Raw genomic sequence first — 14112 nt, 5'->3', positions numbered from 1 at the left:
CAGCACAACGCGCTTGCTCGGAACCGGAACACCGTCAAAGATGCCTAGCTGAGTGATCAGAAAGTTGCGGCGTGGGAATGCTGCAAATAGTGGGGTAAAGTCAACACGTTCACCGCCAACAAAAATAGAGTTAATAGCCATTATAGTTATTATCCTTTGAAATTAAGAAGTGTAGAAAACTTGGGTTTGGAAGCCCTGAGATTCTAAGAAAGCAATACCAGCATCACGATCAGCATCGCTAGAGAAGTTAAGGTTGTCAGTTTTCAGACAAACCAGGCTACCCATATTAGGTGCGCGGAGTACGTTAACTTTCTTAAATGCGCCGTCAGCGATAACTGTTGAAGGTTCTACAACTACAAAAGCCTCGGTATCACCAGTTGCCCAGAGTTTACCTTCTGAGGTAATTACATCACCTGCTTTTAGATCAACTTGGGGAGTGAGTGCCATTGCTCGGACTGCGCCGTAAGAATCGGTTGCATATGAAACAATGTCGGTAAAGCTTCGAGCGGTTTGGAAAAACTCGCTTAGGGTTGCTACTGCCATTAGATTTTATCCTTTGTATTGTTTAGTACGTGCTTCAATCAGTCTTTCAATGGCTGATTTAGGGGCAACGTCTGGAATGTTTGGAGTGATAGCGGTGACGCCTTTCTTTCTGGCTTCTAATACAATGTCGTTTGACTCAGAAGGACAATCAACAAATAAAGTGATTGGAACCTTTCCAGACTGAATAGATTTTTTAATCTGCTCGATCTCTGCGTCTGTTGCATCGGTATGTTTAGAAAGAATGTCTAGTGCATCTTTGCTAAGACTTTTGTTTATAGTGGTGAGGATTTTCTTTTCCGTATCTGGACGATTCAGAATTACCATTGTTTCCCCTTAGCAGATGCAATAAAGTCTTCTGCTTCTTCCGGTTCAACGATGTTAAATCCCTTTTCTTTAAACTCGTTTTCAATCTCTGCCATTACTTCTAGGTTATCTGCATTGGTTGCAATAACTGAGGTATAGACAACGAGATCTTGCACGTATCGTTTAATCAACGTAGTGCTGATCTGTACCTTTTCCATTTCGGTTTTCCGTAATGTCTAAGTAAAAAAATAGCCGTACTATGACGGCTAAAGAGGAAATACTTTTTAATGCTTAGTGAAACACCCTCCACGCTTGCGCGTGACACTATGAAAGTGTTTCGACACTAAGGAACTAAATATGAAATAACTTTTGCGAGGTCTATTTCACTAAGCATTAATGAGATATGTTAGCTTTAAGAAAACCTCTAGGAAGGTTTTCTCTACACAACGATTTTTCAAAAGGAGTTGAGATCTTTATGTCAGAAGATTTCTTAAAGCTAACAGAAAAAGTATTTAAAGAAACCGCTCGTTGCAGTTTCGTATCTGACCGACACTTAGCAGAAGTGACCAACTTCTTTAAATACTTCTTGAGGGTTTGGGAAAGAGCAAGAGACATTCAAAAAGGAGGATACTTGCTGAAGGTATCCGAACCTTATATCTAAATAATTTAGCGGAATTTATAAAAAGGTAACATTGATTAACTTCGATTAAACCTTGTTTTCTTAATAAAGGACGCCAATCCTTTTTGAATATCTCTCGCCGCTCTTACCAACGATCCGCATCGTTGTTAGGAAATAAGTAACCGGCTTATCCCCTAATTCTTATAATACAACGATAAAGGTAAAAAGTCAACATTTATTTTCGGTTTTCCGAAAAAAGTTTTCATTCTACGAGGTGCATCGCGTACCAGCGGATCTCTGCTTCCATATAATCTAAAACGCTCTTTTGCACGTTCACTAATCCGGTGATTTCTTTAATGTCGTCTTCGGTTAGTACCTTAAACATATGGCTAATCTGTTCTTTATACTGACCAAACAGAAACAGGAGTTTCTTATACTCTTCAAAAACATCATCAATGCGTGCTCGGGTAGGGCGCTTGTAGACGAAATCCGCATAGGCTTGAAGTGGTAAGATGTATTCTCGATCAAAGTGTTGTGATAGGTCTTTTAACTTGCTATTCATTTGTATCTCTTTTTAAGTAGTTCCCGAACGGTGACGGGTGTCTTATTAATCTTGATTGTCTTTCGTGGGCGGTAATAGACGCCGCTGGAAGCCGTCAGAATCGATTTAACGTCTTGGGCTTCCTGTTTAGTGAGTGGGGCGCTCGGGGCGCTCTCCACTTCACACAGTGCGTATGCTTCGCTGTCTAACCATCGCTGAGTGATTTCTTTATCTAAGAAGGTTACAATCGGCTTGCTGTATTTCCCTGTAAAGTCATATTCAACACAGCGGGAAAGGGTTGTTAGTGATCCCTTAATATCCATAGGTCGCGGTGTATGGAAGTCTTTATACATTGTAAAAAACCTTCCTGAATGTCGTTTGCTTAGTGGGGCGGGGTTTATAAATCACTCCAGCCTGGCTAAGCAGGGAAATAGTTGCTTCTTCTTCTTCGGTAAGTGCTGGGCTTTCTTGTTCTGCAATTTCCATTACCGAATAGCTCAGGGGAATAGCTGCAATAGCTCGTTCTCTTTCGTATCGTGCAAGTAGGATTTCATCGTATACGTTCTTCACCTGGTGAATATGCATAGCTGAGGCTGGATAGCGTCCCTCAATCTCATCAAGGTAATCATCAACCTTAATATATTTTCCATCTACAAGATGAAACGCTTCTTTGTAGCTCTCATAAACACGGTCATTAACCAACACATCTTTAACGTGCTCCAGTTCTTCAAGTTGCTGCGTTACAGTGTCAACGTTCGCGCCGTGATTCTCTACAAACTCTCTAAACCCTTTCAAGGTATCTTCCAGTGAATCAGAATCATCGTCTGTGTACGGCATTCCAAACTCTACATAGAGATTGAATAAACTGTTGTTCTGAGATTTGGAAAGGCTGAACTTTGGTTTATATGGCTGCTCAATCTCATAGTTACGCGTCAGGATTACAGCACTCATATAACCACGATCCAGATATTGCAGGGAAATGATCCCTACTTTCTTCATTGCTTCCAGGTAATATCTTGCTGTTGAACTGTTGGTGCTTGCCTCTTTAGCTATCTTAGAGATATTAAAATAATCTGCTGTCTTTTCTAACACGTCCAGGATGTTGCCAACGGCATATAATGCCGCTGATCCTGTTTCTACTTGCTGTTTGTTATCCAGATTTCTAATAATCATTGAATGGGCCTCACTTCATCTTGTGCAAATTGAGCTAGCAGGTTTTTAAGGTATAATAGATCCTGTACGCTGCCATCCTGCCCACGCTGGGCAAGTGAATGTAAATAAAAGTCGAAAGTGTCAAATGCTTCAACGCCTGGCTTACCATTAACACCGGAAAGAATAGTTAGACACTCAAGCGCGCCGCTCATTAAATAGGTTGTGTACTGTTGTTCGCTAAAGCTCATTATTTATTTTCTCCCAGGGTTGTTACAAAGCGGTGCATCTGTCCATCTACAACGGCAACGGTGATATATAAACCGCCGTCAATGGTATGGCTTACTTCAATCTCTTTCGGGTAGAAATCACCGATCAGGGCTTCTAAGCGCCAGTTGTGATAGGTGTATGCGTTAAATGGTGTCATTCTGAGTTCCTCTTAATCGTGTAATGTCATATTTATGTCTGCCGTTCACCTTGCGTGTAATAACACCTGCATAGGTAAGTTGCTGGAAGTACATTTTAATAGTGTTGTATTCGACGCGGTGATATTTGGCTAAGCGCTCGTAGTTGATAGTGCGCGTTTCGCCAGGTGCAATAGATTCCACTAGGGCGCGTACTTCTTCTTTTGCTGAGGCTTTGGGGAATGCCTTCAACCTGCCAGATGTGACGCTCTTAACCATATCTGCAAGTGCCAGCGCTGCGGCTGGCTGGTTTGCATCAATCAGACGTTGCTTAATGTCGATCAGGCGCTTGATTAATGCGTCTTGCTGGGACTTATCCAGCATTCCACGGCAATAGTTTTGTAGATCAATAAGTGTTGTTGCTAACTCCTGCACTGCTATATCTCCTCTGATAAATTTCGCTGATTAGCTTCGTTGCAGTCGGTAACAAACAACCTTTCTCAATCAGCATTAAAATGGCGTCTTCCTCATCGTGTCGGATGATGTGACGTGTTGTGTAGTCCTGGACATAGCTATTAACTTTCGCGCTTAGTTCTTCGCGGTTGTCATTACTGGCCCGTAAATCCTCTAACACTGCGCGGCTAGCTGGCGGGTAATCGTCATACTCTCCAACTTCTTGCACGTCAGGCTTGACAACAACAGGTAAATCGTTTAAGATCTTATCTGATTTAAGATCTTTTGTTGCTTGGGCTGGCTCTTGATTTCTCTGTGGTGGGGATGTTTCAAGCGCTGGCCTTTCTTCTTTCTGCTCGGTCACTTCACCAGTGAACGGATTATAGAATCTGGCATCAACTAAGGTTCCATCCTTCAATTTCTTCTCAAGTAAGAAAGTCTCTGGCGTCAGAGGCTCTACAGCCCATCTATTAGAAACGCCCTTCTTACTGTGTACCCTGACAAGCCCGATAGCCTTTAGTGTTTTCAGTGCTCGTTGTAGGCTGCTGAAACTGACTCCTAGCGCGTCTGCTAGCTGGTCTATATTGTCGTGGTAGGCACGTTCTTTAGATTTAATGTCCGGCGATGTTAAGAAGTAGTCTTGTCTGGCAAGCATTTTGCAGTACAGGAGTTTATCTAACGGGGCTGGGCTGATCACTTCACCTGTGGAAAGGTTGGTGATTTGTGTTGCGGTTTGTAGCTGGTCAACTACGGGGGTGTAACTGTAGTGCTTAGTGTCAATGGTCATTAATGGTTAGTTCCTAATATATCTGCGTTGCCGCATTCCTTTTAAAATCTCCCACCGATAGAGTGCTGTTTCATACATAATTGCCAGTTCGTAACTTTCGCGGTTACGCGCAACGGCCATACGTGAACGAATTAACTTTTCTTCCTGTGGGGCTGGGTGAGTCTTTAAGTAATCGACTACCTGTTCAACTGTCGTGAACTTCTGGCGTCTCTGTTGTTTCATTGTAATGTTCTCCAATATATTATCTCCCTAATTCAATAATACCACGGGTCGCCGATGGTGTCAACCACTTTGTGCAAGTTATTTCAAAGTAATTTCATTATTAGGGATCGTTAGATTAACACTATTTTTATGAGGTTGTCAAATTATTTACAAACAACACAGAAGCTCACTGTAACGCATTCTAAGAGGTTTTAGGGGTTAAGTTAAGGAAACGTATTAGGAAGCCACTCAGGAGGGCTTAGAATCGCTCTGGTGAAGCCTGATTCTGAATAGTGCTATAAGATCTTGTGCTGTGGAGACTCTCCACCCGAACGGGCAGCACATACGCTTATACAAAGAGCCTGCACTCACCAGACTAAGACAGACATACAAACTTTAGTTTGTTGTTTGTTGAAGGTTGGAGTTAGGGCAGGTTTGAACGTGGTAGCGTAGCGTGACAGGTTCTTACCCATACTGGCATAGCTTCGCTATTGCCGTAGGCATTGCACGTAGTAGATGATCAGGAAGTATTTCAGCGGGTAGCTGAACGAGTACAATCAAAAGCCAACGGTAACAACCGCAGGCTATCTGTTGACCTGTTACGCGGCAGCGTAAATATATTCTAGGCGGTTATCCCGCCTAAAGATCATTTGGCTACGCCAACAAACCAAAGTCTTTTTTCTTTTAGGTTTTTAGTTAGTTGTTTCTTTGATCCCTTAAATAATAAAATCTATTTTACTAGAAGGTCATTTTGACCGGTAATAAAATGTACAATCTGATTATATTATGTGCAAATAGGGAATATTGCATAGGTGTTATAGGTCATTCTGACCAGTAAGGGATGCTGAGTATCAATGCTTATAGGTCATATTGACCGGTAATGATTTAACCAATACTTCTATATAGGTCATTCTGACCGATAACATATTAACCAACTATTGATTATTATTTATTCAGGTCATTTTGACCTATAACGAATATTACAGACATTTTGTCTACAATAGTTTATCCAAATCAATCCGCTTTTATCATTATGATTACTGTAATGATAGGACTTCTAAAACACCTCCTGAAACTCTCCTACAAAGTCAAAGTAACAATCGACCCACAATCACCAACTATCACACAACCCGCACCAGGAAAGGGATTAGACGCATATCACACTTACCCGACAATCTGGATAGTGCAAGATTACTGAACAACTTTCTTTCTAAAAGTAAAGAATTTAATTTCAAAGCGAAATCATTACTTTGGTTGACTACTTTTTGACTATTAATCACCGTGCGTTACTAGTTGGTGCTGAGATTCTAACAGAATAGTATTCTGTGACTATCTACCAGATATGAGGATTTAACGTAAGTTGTTGTTTTGCATAGGTAAGTTGCAACAGTTGCCGCGTGGAAGGTGCAAGGGTTTGTCTGTTATCGTGCAAAAGTACCTGTTTCAGGTCATAGCACTTTTTGCCAATTGACAAACAACATAGTTTTATGATAGCAAATCAAAAAAGAAAAAAGTGTTATAAATCAATATGATATTTCCAGCGCTTGCCAATCTCAAAAGGGACGGGGGTTTTTTCGCGGTTAGGTAGTGAATCTGTTTTCTCGATCATTTCCTTCTCTATTTGCTTAATGTAAATTCTGTTAGAAAGTACTTGCGTAAGTGCCTGTTTCTGATCAATAATCCCCGAATCGAAACAATTCTGTTATCAAGTTAGGGGGAAATATGGGTAAGGCGGCGGCAGCGATTACGATTGAGCAAGCAAACAAGGTTATGCAGCAACTTAAGGACAGCAACAAACAGCACTATGCCGATGTAGCTTTGTTCCTGGTAGGTCAGTGTGTCCGTATCTCAGATGCATTGTCTGTGAAGGTGGAAGACGTGCAAGGCGGTGTCTGGATGTTGAAGGAAGCGAAGACGGGCAACCTTAAGCCGATGAAATTGCATCCTTCTGTTGTGGCGATGGTAGAACGCCGGATGAAAGATTATCCAGATGCAGTCTTTCTATTTGAGAACACCTATCACGCATCATCTAAGGGTAAGGCGTTGCGCCGTGAATCGTGCTCTGTTGCATTCAGCGAAGCAGGCGAGGCCGTGGGCTTGTCTGGAGTGAGTGCGCATAGCTTCCGCAAAGCGGCAGGAAAAAACGTATACAACAAGACAGGCAACAACATTGCCGCCGCAATGAAAGTACTCAACCACAGAACGCCAGCCGCTACCCTGGCTTATATCAGCGAAACCGATCAGGAACTGAATGATCTGTTATCAATGGCTGATATCTGATTTACCTGTATAGCTTGTTGCATAGGCTTAAAAAAGATCTTAAACTCTTAGTTGTTTTAAAGTATAAGATCTTAAGGTTTTTAAGTTGAGTTATGAAGAGTAAGAAGATGAAGAAATACGCTCGGCATACGTTCTACGCCGGATTAATGAGCGTGAGTGTTGGTAGCTCTATCGTGCTGATGTTCCTGATCGCGGCATTCACTGCAATCAGTGCCAACGCTCACCAACAGAAGACATTACAGCTTGTAGATGAGTTTGAAACAGACAACAAAAGGATATGTTTTTATGAAGATGCTCAACGCTCGGAAACAGTCGAAAAGAAGCTATCGCAACATTGTGCTGCGGTCTTGGTTGTCGCAAGTGATTGAAAGGATTTGGGCGCGGCGGATCGCCGTAGCTCTTTTAGTGGTACAGTGCGCCGCCTTAATCGCACTCATAAAGCAATAAGGCACATCAACAGGGCGATACGCGCCCACCATAAACAACACAGGAGAAAGTATTAATGTCTATCAATAAGCAAGCAGGACAATCCACCATTAACGCGGCAGTAAGCGCAATCCGTAACGTGCTGGATCTCAGTATGGGATTGAGCGTTGAGGGAACTACCTCAAGCAAGGAAGTTACAGACGGGTTACATAACCTGAAAGAGCAATCAAAGGCGTTGCTGTCGTCGTCGGTGGCGGTTCATCGCCAGGCGCAAAACGAGATCCGCAATATTACGCCTTGGGACAACGGCCCGTTACTTGCTGCTCTCTCTGATGGTATCTATACGGCGGCTGCTTTCCTGGAAATGGGGAACATCAACGATACGTTTGCTAAGGAACTATCGGCGGTTGCTGCCTATATGCAGAATACACAACATAACGTTGTGGGCGTGGAATACATCGCAGCGGTGAAGGCGATGATCAGCGAAGAGAACAAGCGCCGGAAAGAATACCCGTTCTTTGTTGATGTTCTGGATTGCCTGGAAGCTATGGCGGTGTAAGGGGGGTAAGGTGCAGGGACAACTACGCGGGGTTACGGTTGAAATCTTAGGTGACTACTATCACTTTGGTTGCAGGAAGTACCATAAAACGGCTTGCCCTGCATCACTCAAACGGGAAATAGAAAAGGCGGTTGCAGCCGCCAATTCTGGAAAGAAAACCCCAGCTAAGAGGAAATCCAACAATGTCGATGTTATCACTCGCTATGCAGTTACAGCAACAGGGAAACAGGCGCGTAAGAATCCCCGCACTTAAGGGATCGCAACTCAATGAATTAATGCTTTTCTTAAAATCATTGAAATAATGTTATCAATACATTTTGAGGGCTGGCAAGGTGCTGGCCTTTTTTGTATCCTTAACTCTTAACATCTTTGGAGGGTAAGCCAATGGCACATAAGAGAGAATACAATCACCCGCTCACGTCAGACGAACTAGAACAGGTAAATCTGTTCAAGGTAAGCGCGGAGATTGATTTAGAGCTACACAGGAAATTTAAAGCAGAGTGCGCCGCCAGGGGCTTAAAGATGAAGGAAGAGATCGCAAAGGCTATCGCCAATCACCTTAAGCTATTAGAAAACAGCTAAAATATGAAATAATGTTTTCATTGATTTAATGCTATCAAGGATGCGTTATGAAAATCGGCGTAACAAGTTTAAAGGGTGGAGTAGGTAAGAGCACAATCTCGCTTCACCTGGCGGCAGCACTGGCACAGAGTAAGCCAACAATCTTAGTTGATGCAGATCCGCAACGGTCAATTATGGCGGTTAACCAGCTTAGGGAAAGGGATTACACATATCAGGTGCAGGAAGCCCCTAAAACGCACGTAGAAGCGTTTTTAAGAGGGTTGAAAGGGGATTGCATTGTCATCGACTCACCGCCCCGCACAGACGCTATAGCAAAGGCTGTGATAGCAGCAAGTGACGTTATCTTAGTGCCGATCACGCCTGGCCCTTTCGAGGTGTTAGCTTTCGATGATTTGGCCCCGTTGCTAACTGATGTTTCAAAGGTGCGGATTCTCCTTAACAGGACGAACAAGACAGCGATCAGCAAGACGATGCGCGAAGCAATCCAGGATTACGGGTTTACTGTGCTTAAAACAGAGATACCGCAATTAGTGGATTATCAGGAAAGCATTGCAGAAGGCTTAGGCGTAACAGAATACAAGGCAGGAAGCGTAGCGGCACAGCGCATTAGAGCACTGATCAGAGAGGTAATGAAGAATGGCTAAGGGCGGATTAGCGAACATCAGGAAGAAGCAAGAGCAAGGAAATAATGTTAACAATGAAAACAATAAATCATTGAAAAGTGACAACGTAATAGAAACGAAAGAACACAGGTTAGTGATTGATATTCCAGAGGATTTGTATTGGAAGTTTAAAACAACGTCAGGAATGAGAAAGCAGAAGATGAAAGAAAGTATCGAGCAGGCGATCACTCAGTGGATCGAAAGTGCTTGATCTCCTGGAAGATTTACAAGACTATAGAAAGGCGAAAGGGAAGCCCGGCAAGGCTTCCCCTTCTGGTTCCAAAGCGCTAAGGACGCTAAGAAACACTGTCTTGTGCATTAAGTATAACATCACCGATCACCGATGCAATACCTATCACAGTTTCTTCCTTCCCGCTTTAGAACACCACACAGAAAAGTAACTCCGCTGAGGACTGCAAGTGATTGCGCGGCGCGGGTGCGTGTGGGTAAGCCAGCAAGCGCGGGGTGCTCCCAAAGCTGGCAGCGTGCATCTAATCACCTGTAACAAGTAGAGCCAGCACAGGGAAGCTGAGAGTTAGCGCCCCCTATGCAAGAAAGAGCGGTTAAGCTGGCTACCTCTGGCAATGGTTGACATCGAGCGCGGGAGAGGAAGGAAGGGCGGGAAACTGCCTGGCTCTTTATGTCGATGCGGGATTAGACCCTATCTCTTTAAGACTCCTTTTTTAGGGGATCTGGTGAGGTAGGGCATCCTGTGCCCAAAGCCCTGTTTCAGATGAAAACCTTCAGCACTGCTAGCACGTCTTCTATCTTCAGTTGATTAGATACGGGCTGCAAACTCTCGTACCAGATAAACAGAACAAAGAAGATTAGCCAGCCTAAGCGCCAGTTATCATCCTTAGTTGGTTGTAACATTCCTATTACCTATTGAAGCCTGGGTAACTTTTTTAGTACTAACTTGCGTCTTTACTTTCTTACCCACACTGAGGGTGGATGCAGTTTTAGTAGCAATGGCGTTTACAGTTGCACCTGTAATCAAACGAATCTGATCAAGCTGGAGAGTAAATTTCATCGCTTCTTCTGCGGTGTAATCGTAATCAAATCCAGTAATCACCATATTCTTAAAAATCTTGTGCTCTGTATAAACTACGATAGGTTTTCTATCGGTAAAAATCTTATCCAGTGCGTCGATAGCTGCCGCAATACGGTTGCCCTCTCCGGCGTTGTCAAAGAAACCGCCCCATTTCGCAATAGGCGTTTCAGAAACAATCCCTTCAAGGTTAATTCTTCCGTTTTTAATCTGGATGTGGTCGCTCACCTCGCTACTGTCTCCGGTTTGTGAGTTCTCAACAGCATAGCTGCTCACTTCTGCTGTTTTCTGCACTCGCGTAGATGTAACTGAGTCAAAAGCAATAGCCAGGAAATCTCTATAGGCTCCTGTGCTACTGCCGTTAGCGTTTGATGTGACAATGCAAAAACCGTTCTCAGAACGGCTGTTTCTCACTGTCTTATTTTTGGTACTGTCGGCCCCACTTGGGATCGCTCTGGTGATAGGTGCTGCCATATTAGTTAGATTCCAAATGATTGCTGAACGTTACGAGTCATCTTTCCCTCAAAGGTGTCTAAACTCGTGTTGATGTGACTCTCTACAAAGTCACTGATTGCCGCGCCGTTAAAGTTGTTATTGATGTTAAATGCACCATCTGGAACAACAGTTGAAACGTTCACGTTAAACACAGGATTTTTACCCAGCGTATTCATAACAGCATCTGACTGGCCCTTAGCTGAATACTGAGAAGGATCAAAGGTGTCTTTCGGTGTAGTTGGTTCTGGCGCGTTGTTCGCTGGCGTCCCGACAAGCCCACCAAACCAGTTACGGATATCGTTAGCCCAATCAGTTCCCTTTTCAGGTGCTGGCTTGTTGCTATCAACGCCATATTTCTGATCCGTGTAGCTGTTGCTGCGGGTGTCCATCTCTTTACGTGTTTCAGGAGTCACTACAGGGGCTTTGGAATCATCTGCAACAGATCCGGCGATGTGCTTAGCAATCCAGCTACCCAGGTGCATAAAACCGCTGAGGATATCGCCTGAGGCTTTCCCTAGCTTCTCAAACACCGGATTCAGGTCACGCATAGCTTGCGTAAATTCTTCAACTCCTTTCGGATCGAGTTTTTGCATAAACCCACTGAAAAACGCTAGCTTGTTGCTGTCTGTGATCTGGTCAAGTGCCTGGCTTGCTTTGTGGTACTGGAGGATCTGCGCCTGCTGTGCATCTGAAAGTAAACCGTTGTTCTTGGCTAAATCTTCTGCACTCTGGCGAATGCCTGCGGCGTTGTTCTGAATACCCTTAGTGTAAAGTGCAAGGTCATCCGCGAAGCTCTCAACAGTGTTAAAAATCTCGGTATAACCCTTGCCAGCTTTCTCCATCGTGTTAACAACACTGCTCACGAATGCCAACGGATCTTTAGCAAATTTGCGCAAGTCGTCCTTTGTATATCCGTAATCGGTCATCACCTGATCAACGTTTGAATCGCCGCCTTTCCACTTCTTCGCCTTTTCGTCATAGGTTGAGTTGTTGAGGCTGTTCCCTAAGCGGTCTTGAACGTCTTTAGCGTTGTCCAGTAGCTTACGCTGGCCTTGCTCACCCATACCGCTATCTATGCCGTTCTGAGTGGCATACGCGGAGAATGCGCGGATAAGGTTAATATCAACATCACCTTGTTTAGCACGGCTCACCAACTCGCCTTGTGTGGTTCCCACTTCGTTAATGGTGTCTCGGGCTTTACCGTAAACGGCCCCCGCTGCCAGTGCTCCACCGCCAGCCAATCCCAGCGCACCTAATGCACCCATACCGATCCCGCCTAAGCGACTGCCAACACGGTCTAAGAAGCTATTCTCTTTCGCTGTACGCTGTTCCTTTGCACGTAAACGGTTAAGGTGAGTTACTTCCTGCACCTGGCGGCGTAATAGTGCATTCTGGCGCTGAATGGAGATTTCCCCGCGCTCATACATTGCAACGGTCTTTCCAGCCTGGTGATACACTCCAGCCTGTTCCTCTCTGGTTAGGTGCGTGAGGTTGCGTAAACGCGTTTCCAGGTTATACAGCGTGTTTGAGGCACGTTCTCCGCGCTGTTTCTCCTGAATGATGCGCTTCTCTTCGTCACGTTCTTTGCGCTTCGCCTCGTTTAACAGGCGCTGTGCTGCTAGGCGATTCTTTTCGACGGTATCACTACCGGCTTTCGCTTTGCTGGCGTTGCCCTTCACCTGATCTTCCAGGCGTTTCATATTCTCAACTGCTTTCTTCGCCTTGCGATAAGAGGCGGTGTCTACTTTAAACTCAACTACGTTAGTTAACTTTTGTACTTGCAAAATTTTATCCTCTGTATGAAAAAAGGCGGGAAGGGAAACCCCCGCCCGCCTCTCTTACGATGCATCTTCGATAGCTTGAAATAGATCGTTTTGGTGCTTCTTCAAGAAGTAGCGGAGGCTGTCCCTGTCCTTTCCGGTTGACGCTGCAACCTGTTCTACTTTGATCAATCTGATTGCATCTTGGTCTTTATACGTAAGTGTTAGTCCGGTCTTTTCATCTGTTATTGTTAGAATCATCGTCTCTCTCTCATTACCGAACTAAAGAGGTAAAGTTAATTACCTCTTATTTGCTTAAGATCTTAAGCTGCGCTGGTTAGCTTAGCGCTCAAGCCGATCACACGGTTAACCGGAATCGCTGAGTTTTCACTAACTACGTTGTACTCGTTCCCTTCCAGGTTACGGAAACCGTAAGAATAGAACTCTTCCGCTGTTCCCAGGTAATCGAAACGCCCTGAGCCTGCACCGTAGAAGTTGCTGTAAGCCTGTGTGCCGGATGCAAACATAGGAACAACTACCGCGCCGCCTGCTGGCAGATACTTAACGATCAGGTCGTCAGTAACACGCACGATGGTGATATTCGAGTTAGGCAGGTCGAAACTAGCGTTATTCACAGTACTACCCAGCGCCGTTACAGGGTTACGCGGGTCGTTAACTGCTTCGTACTTAAACAGTTCTTTGAACGCTGGAGAGCGACGGAAACCGTTGAAGAAGTCGTTAGTTGCGAACACAACAAAGCGATCAATGCTTGAAGACAGGCTTTCTGCTTTGGTCTCGATTGCCTGCACAACATCTTCCAGAACATCCATAGGGTTAACAGTGGTGCTCGTGAAATCAAACTCAGCATTAAGCGGGGTCTGTTTGTAAATGTCGGCCCAGGAAATAACATCACCGTTATCGTCTACCGCTTCACCTGCAAACAGGGCGCGAGCTAGCATTTCTTCCTTTGTACGGTCAAATGCAATGCGGTGCTTCTGTAGATATTCTTCTGCTAGCAGTGCTTCGCTCTCTTCCAGTGGAAGGGCTGATCCAATGTGGCGTTTATCCATTACATCACCTGGCGTGAACACGTCACGGCGTGGGTAATATGCAAGGGTCGTCATTCGCTGAGTATCAACATCGCGGAACGTTACGTTATGCTCTGATGAGTGGCGCTTCATTGGCTTGTTCAGTAATGACAGGTTAGAAGCAACCATATCTTGCAGCACAACGCGCTTGCTCGGAACCGGAACACCGTCAAAGATGCCTAGCTGAGTGATCAGAAAGTTGCGGCGTGGGA

At 44.5% G+C, this 14112-nt stretch carries 21 protein-coding genes; 8 read left to right on the top strand and 13 right to left on the bottom strand.

What is annotated here, in order from left to right; genetic code table 11:
- Positions 1–162: 162 nt before the first annotated feature.
- From NXS97_RS00105 to NXS97_RS00095, 3 genes are read right to left on the bottom strand one after another with little or no spacing between them, the layout of a single operon-like run.
- Positions 163–543 carry a hypothetical protein gene (locus NXS97_RS00105; RefSeq protein WP_259231467.1) on the bottom strand — a complete coding sequence of 127 codons (381 nt, stop codon included), beginning with the start codon at positions 541–543 and terminating at the stop codon, positions 163–165.
- 6 nt (positions 544–549) lie between these two features.
- A complete protein-coding gene (locus NXS97_RS00100) occupies positions 550–867 on the bottom strand; it encodes a hypothetical protein (protein WP_259231465.1) in 318 nt (105 codons plus the stop codon).
- Positions 861–1064, bottom strand: coding sequence for a hypothetical protein (locus NXS97_RS00095; RefSeq protein WP_259231464.1), 204 nt, complete (start codon positions 1062–1064; stop codon positions 861–863). Before NXS97_RS00095 ends, NXS97_RS00100 begins: the two co-directional genes overlap by 7 nt.
- 257 nt (positions 1065–1321) lie before the next feature.
- Between NXS97_RS00095 and NXS97_RS00090 the strand changes: the two genes are divergently transcribed.
- Complete coding sequence (locus tag NXS97_RS00090; protein ID WP_259231462.1) at positions 1322–1507, top strand: hypothetical protein; 186 nt, start codon at positions 1322–1324, stop codon at positions 1505–1507.
- A 220-nt stretch (positions 1508–1727) separates the two neighbouring features.
- Here the strand turns inward: NXS97_RS00090 and NXS97_RS00085 are convergent, their stop codons facing one another.
- From NXS97_RS00085 to NXS97_RS00055, 7 genes are read right to left on the bottom strand one after another with little or no spacing between them, the layout of a single operon-like run.
- Positions 1728–2027, bottom strand: a complete 300-nt coding sequence (locus NXS97_RS00085; RefSeq protein WP_259231460.1) for a hypothetical protein — start codon at positions 2025–2027, stop codon at positions 1728–1730.
- Positions 2024–2359 (bottom strand): hypothetical protein, encoded by a 336-nt coding sequence (locus NXS97_RS00080; RefSeq protein WP_259231459.1) that lies wholly within the window; start codon positions 2357–2359, stop codon positions 2024–2026. Before NXS97_RS00080 ends, NXS97_RS00085 begins: the two co-directional genes overlap by 4 nt.
- Positions 2352–3179 carry a hypothetical protein gene (locus tag NXS97_RS00075; protein ID WP_259231458.1) on the bottom strand — a complete coding sequence of 276 codons (828 nt, stop codon included), beginning with the start codon at positions 3177–3179 and terminating at the stop codon, positions 2352–2354. Before NXS97_RS00075 ends, NXS97_RS00080 begins: the two co-directional genes overlap by 8 nt.
- On the bottom strand, positions 3176–3406 hold the full coding sequence (locus tag NXS97_RS00070) for a hypothetical protein (RefSeq protein WP_259231457.1): 231 nt from the start codon (positions 3404–3406) through the stop codon (positions 3176–3178). Before NXS97_RS00070 ends, NXS97_RS00075 begins: the two co-directional genes overlap by 4 nt.
- Positions 3406–3582: a hypothetical protein gene (locus tag NXS97_RS00065; RefSeq protein ID WP_259231456.1), complete on the bottom strand. Its 177-nt coding sequence runs from the start codon at positions 3580–3582 to the stop codon at positions 3406–3408. The genes NXS97_RS00070 and NXS97_RS00065 overlap by 1 nt, the downstream gene beginning before the upstream one ends.
- Positions 3569–3994, bottom strand: a complete 426-nt coding sequence (locus NXS97_RS00060; RefSeq protein WP_259231455.1) for a hypothetical protein — start codon at positions 3992–3994, stop codon at positions 3569–3571. Before NXS97_RS00060 ends, NXS97_RS00065 begins: the two co-directional genes overlap by 14 nt.
- Complete coding sequence (locus NXS97_RS00055) at positions 3966–4799, bottom strand: GntR family transcriptional regulator (protein WP_259231454.1); 834 nt, start codon at positions 4797–4799, stop codon at positions 3966–3968. The genes NXS97_RS00060 and NXS97_RS00055 overlap by 29 nt, the downstream gene beginning before the upstream one ends.
- A 1923-nt stretch (positions 4800–6722) precedes the next feature.
- Here NXS97_RS00055 and NXS97_RS00050 point away from each other — a divergent pair.
- The 7 genes from NXS97_RS00050 (at position 6723) to NXS97_RS00020 (ending at position 9720) form a co-directional block, all read left to right on the top strand.
- On the top strand, positions 6723–7280 hold the full coding sequence (locus NXS97_RS00050) for a tyrosine-type recombinase/integrase (RefSeq protein WP_259231453.1): 558 nt from the start codon (positions 6723–6725) through the stop codon (positions 7278–7280).
- A 107-nt stretch (positions 7281–7387) separates the two neighbouring features.
- Complete coding sequence (locus NXS97_RS00045) at positions 7388–7648, top strand: hypothetical protein (protein WP_259231451.1); 261 nt, start codon at positions 7388–7390, stop codon at positions 7646–7648.
- Between the two features lie 134 nt (positions 7649–7782).
- The gene (locus NXS97_RS00040) at positions 7783–8265 is read left to right on the top strand and encodes a hypothetical protein (protein WP_259231450.1); all 483 of its coding nucleotides are present in this window, start codon (positions 7783–7785) and stop codon (positions 8263–8265) included.
- A gap of 10 nt (positions 8266–8275) precedes the next feature.
- Positions 8276–8518, top strand: coding sequence for a hypothetical protein (locus NXS97_RS00035; protein WP_259231448.1), 243 nt, complete (start codon positions 8276–8278; stop codon positions 8516–8518).
- Between the two features lie 131 nt (positions 8519–8649).
- Positions 8650–8847 (top strand): hypothetical protein, encoded by a 198-nt coding sequence (locus tag NXS97_RS00030; RefSeq protein WP_259231446.1) that lies wholly within the window; start codon positions 8650–8652, stop codon positions 8845–8847.
- A gap of 47 nt (positions 8848–8894) precedes the next feature.
- Positions 8895–9491, top strand: a complete 597-nt coding sequence (locus tag NXS97_RS00025) for a ParA family protein (protein ID WP_259231445.1) — start codon at positions 8895–8897, stop codon at positions 9489–9491.
- Positions 9484–9720, top strand: coding sequence for a hypothetical protein (locus NXS97_RS00020; protein WP_259231443.1), 237 nt, complete (start codon positions 9484–9486; stop codon positions 9718–9720). The genes NXS97_RS00025 and NXS97_RS00020 overlap by 8 nt, the downstream gene beginning before the upstream one ends.
- Before the next feature lie 645 nt (positions 9721–10365).
- On the opposite strand, the gene NXS97_RS00015 is transcribed toward NXS97_RS00020, so the two are convergent.
- From NXS97_RS00015 to NXS97_RS00005, 3 genes are all read right to left on the bottom strand, one after another.
- Entirely contained in the window at positions 10366–11031 is a 666-nt protein-coding gene (locus NXS97_RS00015; protein WP_259231442.1) for a phage baseplate protein, read from the bottom strand.
- 5 nt (positions 11032–11036) lie between these two features.
- The gene (locus NXS97_RS00010; protein WP_259231441.1) at positions 11037–12836 is read right to left on the bottom strand and encodes a DUF4670 domain-containing protein; all 1800 of its coding nucleotides are present in this window, start codon (positions 12834–12836) and stop codon (positions 11037–11039) included.
- Positions 12837–13135: 299 nt separating this feature from the next.
- A partial coding sequence (locus tag NXS97_RS00005) for a major capsid protein (protein WP_259231440.1) occupies positions 13136–14112 on the bottom strand: 977 nt, incomplete at its 5' end.

Source organism: Pantoea sp. B623, from assembly GCF_024814475.1.
GTDB classification, from domain to species: Bacteria; Pseudomonadota; Gammaproteobacteria; order Enterobacterales; family Enterobacteriaceae; genus Pantoea; species Pantoea ananatis.
Note: the sequence above shows the minus strand (reverse complement) of the source record. Positions and strands in the feature narration are given on the sequence as shown.

Excerpts from the sequence above, each read along its gene's own strand:
- NXS97_RS00105 (WP_259231467.1), bottom strand. The coding sequence starts at position 543 with ATGGCAGTAGCAACCCTAAGCGAGTTTTTCCAAACCGCTCGAAGCTTT.
- NXS97_RS00100 (WP_259231465.1), bottom strand. The coding sequence starts at position 867 with ATGGTAATTCTGAATCGTCCAGATACGGAAAAGAAAATCCTCACCACT.
- NXS97_RS00095 (WP_259231464.1), bottom strand. The coding sequence starts at position 1,064 with ATGGAAAAGGTACAGATCAGCACTACGTTGATTAAACGATACGTGCAA.
- NXS97_RS00090 (WP_259231462.1), top strand. The coding sequence starts at position 1,322 with ATGTCAGAAGATTTCTTAAAGCTAACAGAAAAAGTATTTAAAGAAACC.
- NXS97_RS00085 (WP_259231460.1), bottom strand. The coding sequence starts at position 2,027 with ATGAATAGCAAGTTAAAAGACCTATCACAACACTTTGATCGAGAATAC.
- NXS97_RS00080 (WP_259231459.1), bottom strand. The coding sequence starts at position 2,359 with ATGTATAAAGACTTCCATACACCGCGACCTATGGATATTAAGGGATCA.
- NXS97_RS00075 (WP_259231458.1), bottom strand. The coding sequence starts at position 3,179 with ATGATTATTAGAAATCTGGATAACAAACAGCAAGTAGAAACAGGATCA.
- NXS97_RS00070 (WP_259231457.1), bottom strand. The coding sequence starts at position 3,406 with ATGAGCTTTAGCGAACAACAGTACACAACCTATTTAATGAGCGGCGCG.
- NXS97_RS00065 (WP_259231456.1), bottom strand. The coding sequence starts at position 3,582 with ATGACACCATTTAACGCATACACCTATCACAACTGGCGCTTAGAAGCC.
- NXS97_RS00055 (WP_259231454.1), bottom strand. The coding sequence starts at position 4,799 with ATGACCATTGACACTAAGCACTACAGTTACACCCCCGTAGTTGACCAG.
- NXS97_RS00050 (WP_259231453.1), top strand. The coding sequence starts at position 6,723 with ATGGGTAAGGCGGCGGCAGCGATTACGATTGAGCAAGCAAACAAGGTT.
- NXS97_RS00045 (WP_259231451.1), top strand. The coding sequence starts at position 7,388 with ATGAAGAAATACGCTCGGCATACGTTCTACGCCGGATTAATGAGCGTG.
- NXS97_RS00040 (WP_259231450.1), top strand. The coding sequence starts at position 7,783 with ATGTCTATCAATAAGCAAGCAGGACAATCCACCATTAACGCGGCAGTA.
- NXS97_RS00030 (WP_259231446.1), top strand. The coding sequence starts at position 8,650 with ATGGCACATAAGAGAGAATACAATCACCCGCTCACGTCAGACGAACTA.
- NXS97_RS00025 (WP_259231445.1), top strand. The coding sequence starts at position 8,895 with ATGAAAATCGGCGTAACAAGTTTAAAGGGTGGAGTAGGTAAGAGCACA.
- NXS97_RS00020 (WP_259231443.1), top strand. The coding sequence starts at position 9,484 with ATGGCTAAGGGCGGATTAGCGAACATCAGGAAGAAGCAAGAGCAAGGA.
- NXS97_RS00015 (WP_259231442.1), bottom strand. The coding sequence starts at position 11,031 with ATGGCAGCACCTATCACCAGAGCGATCCCAAGTGGGGCCGACAGTACC.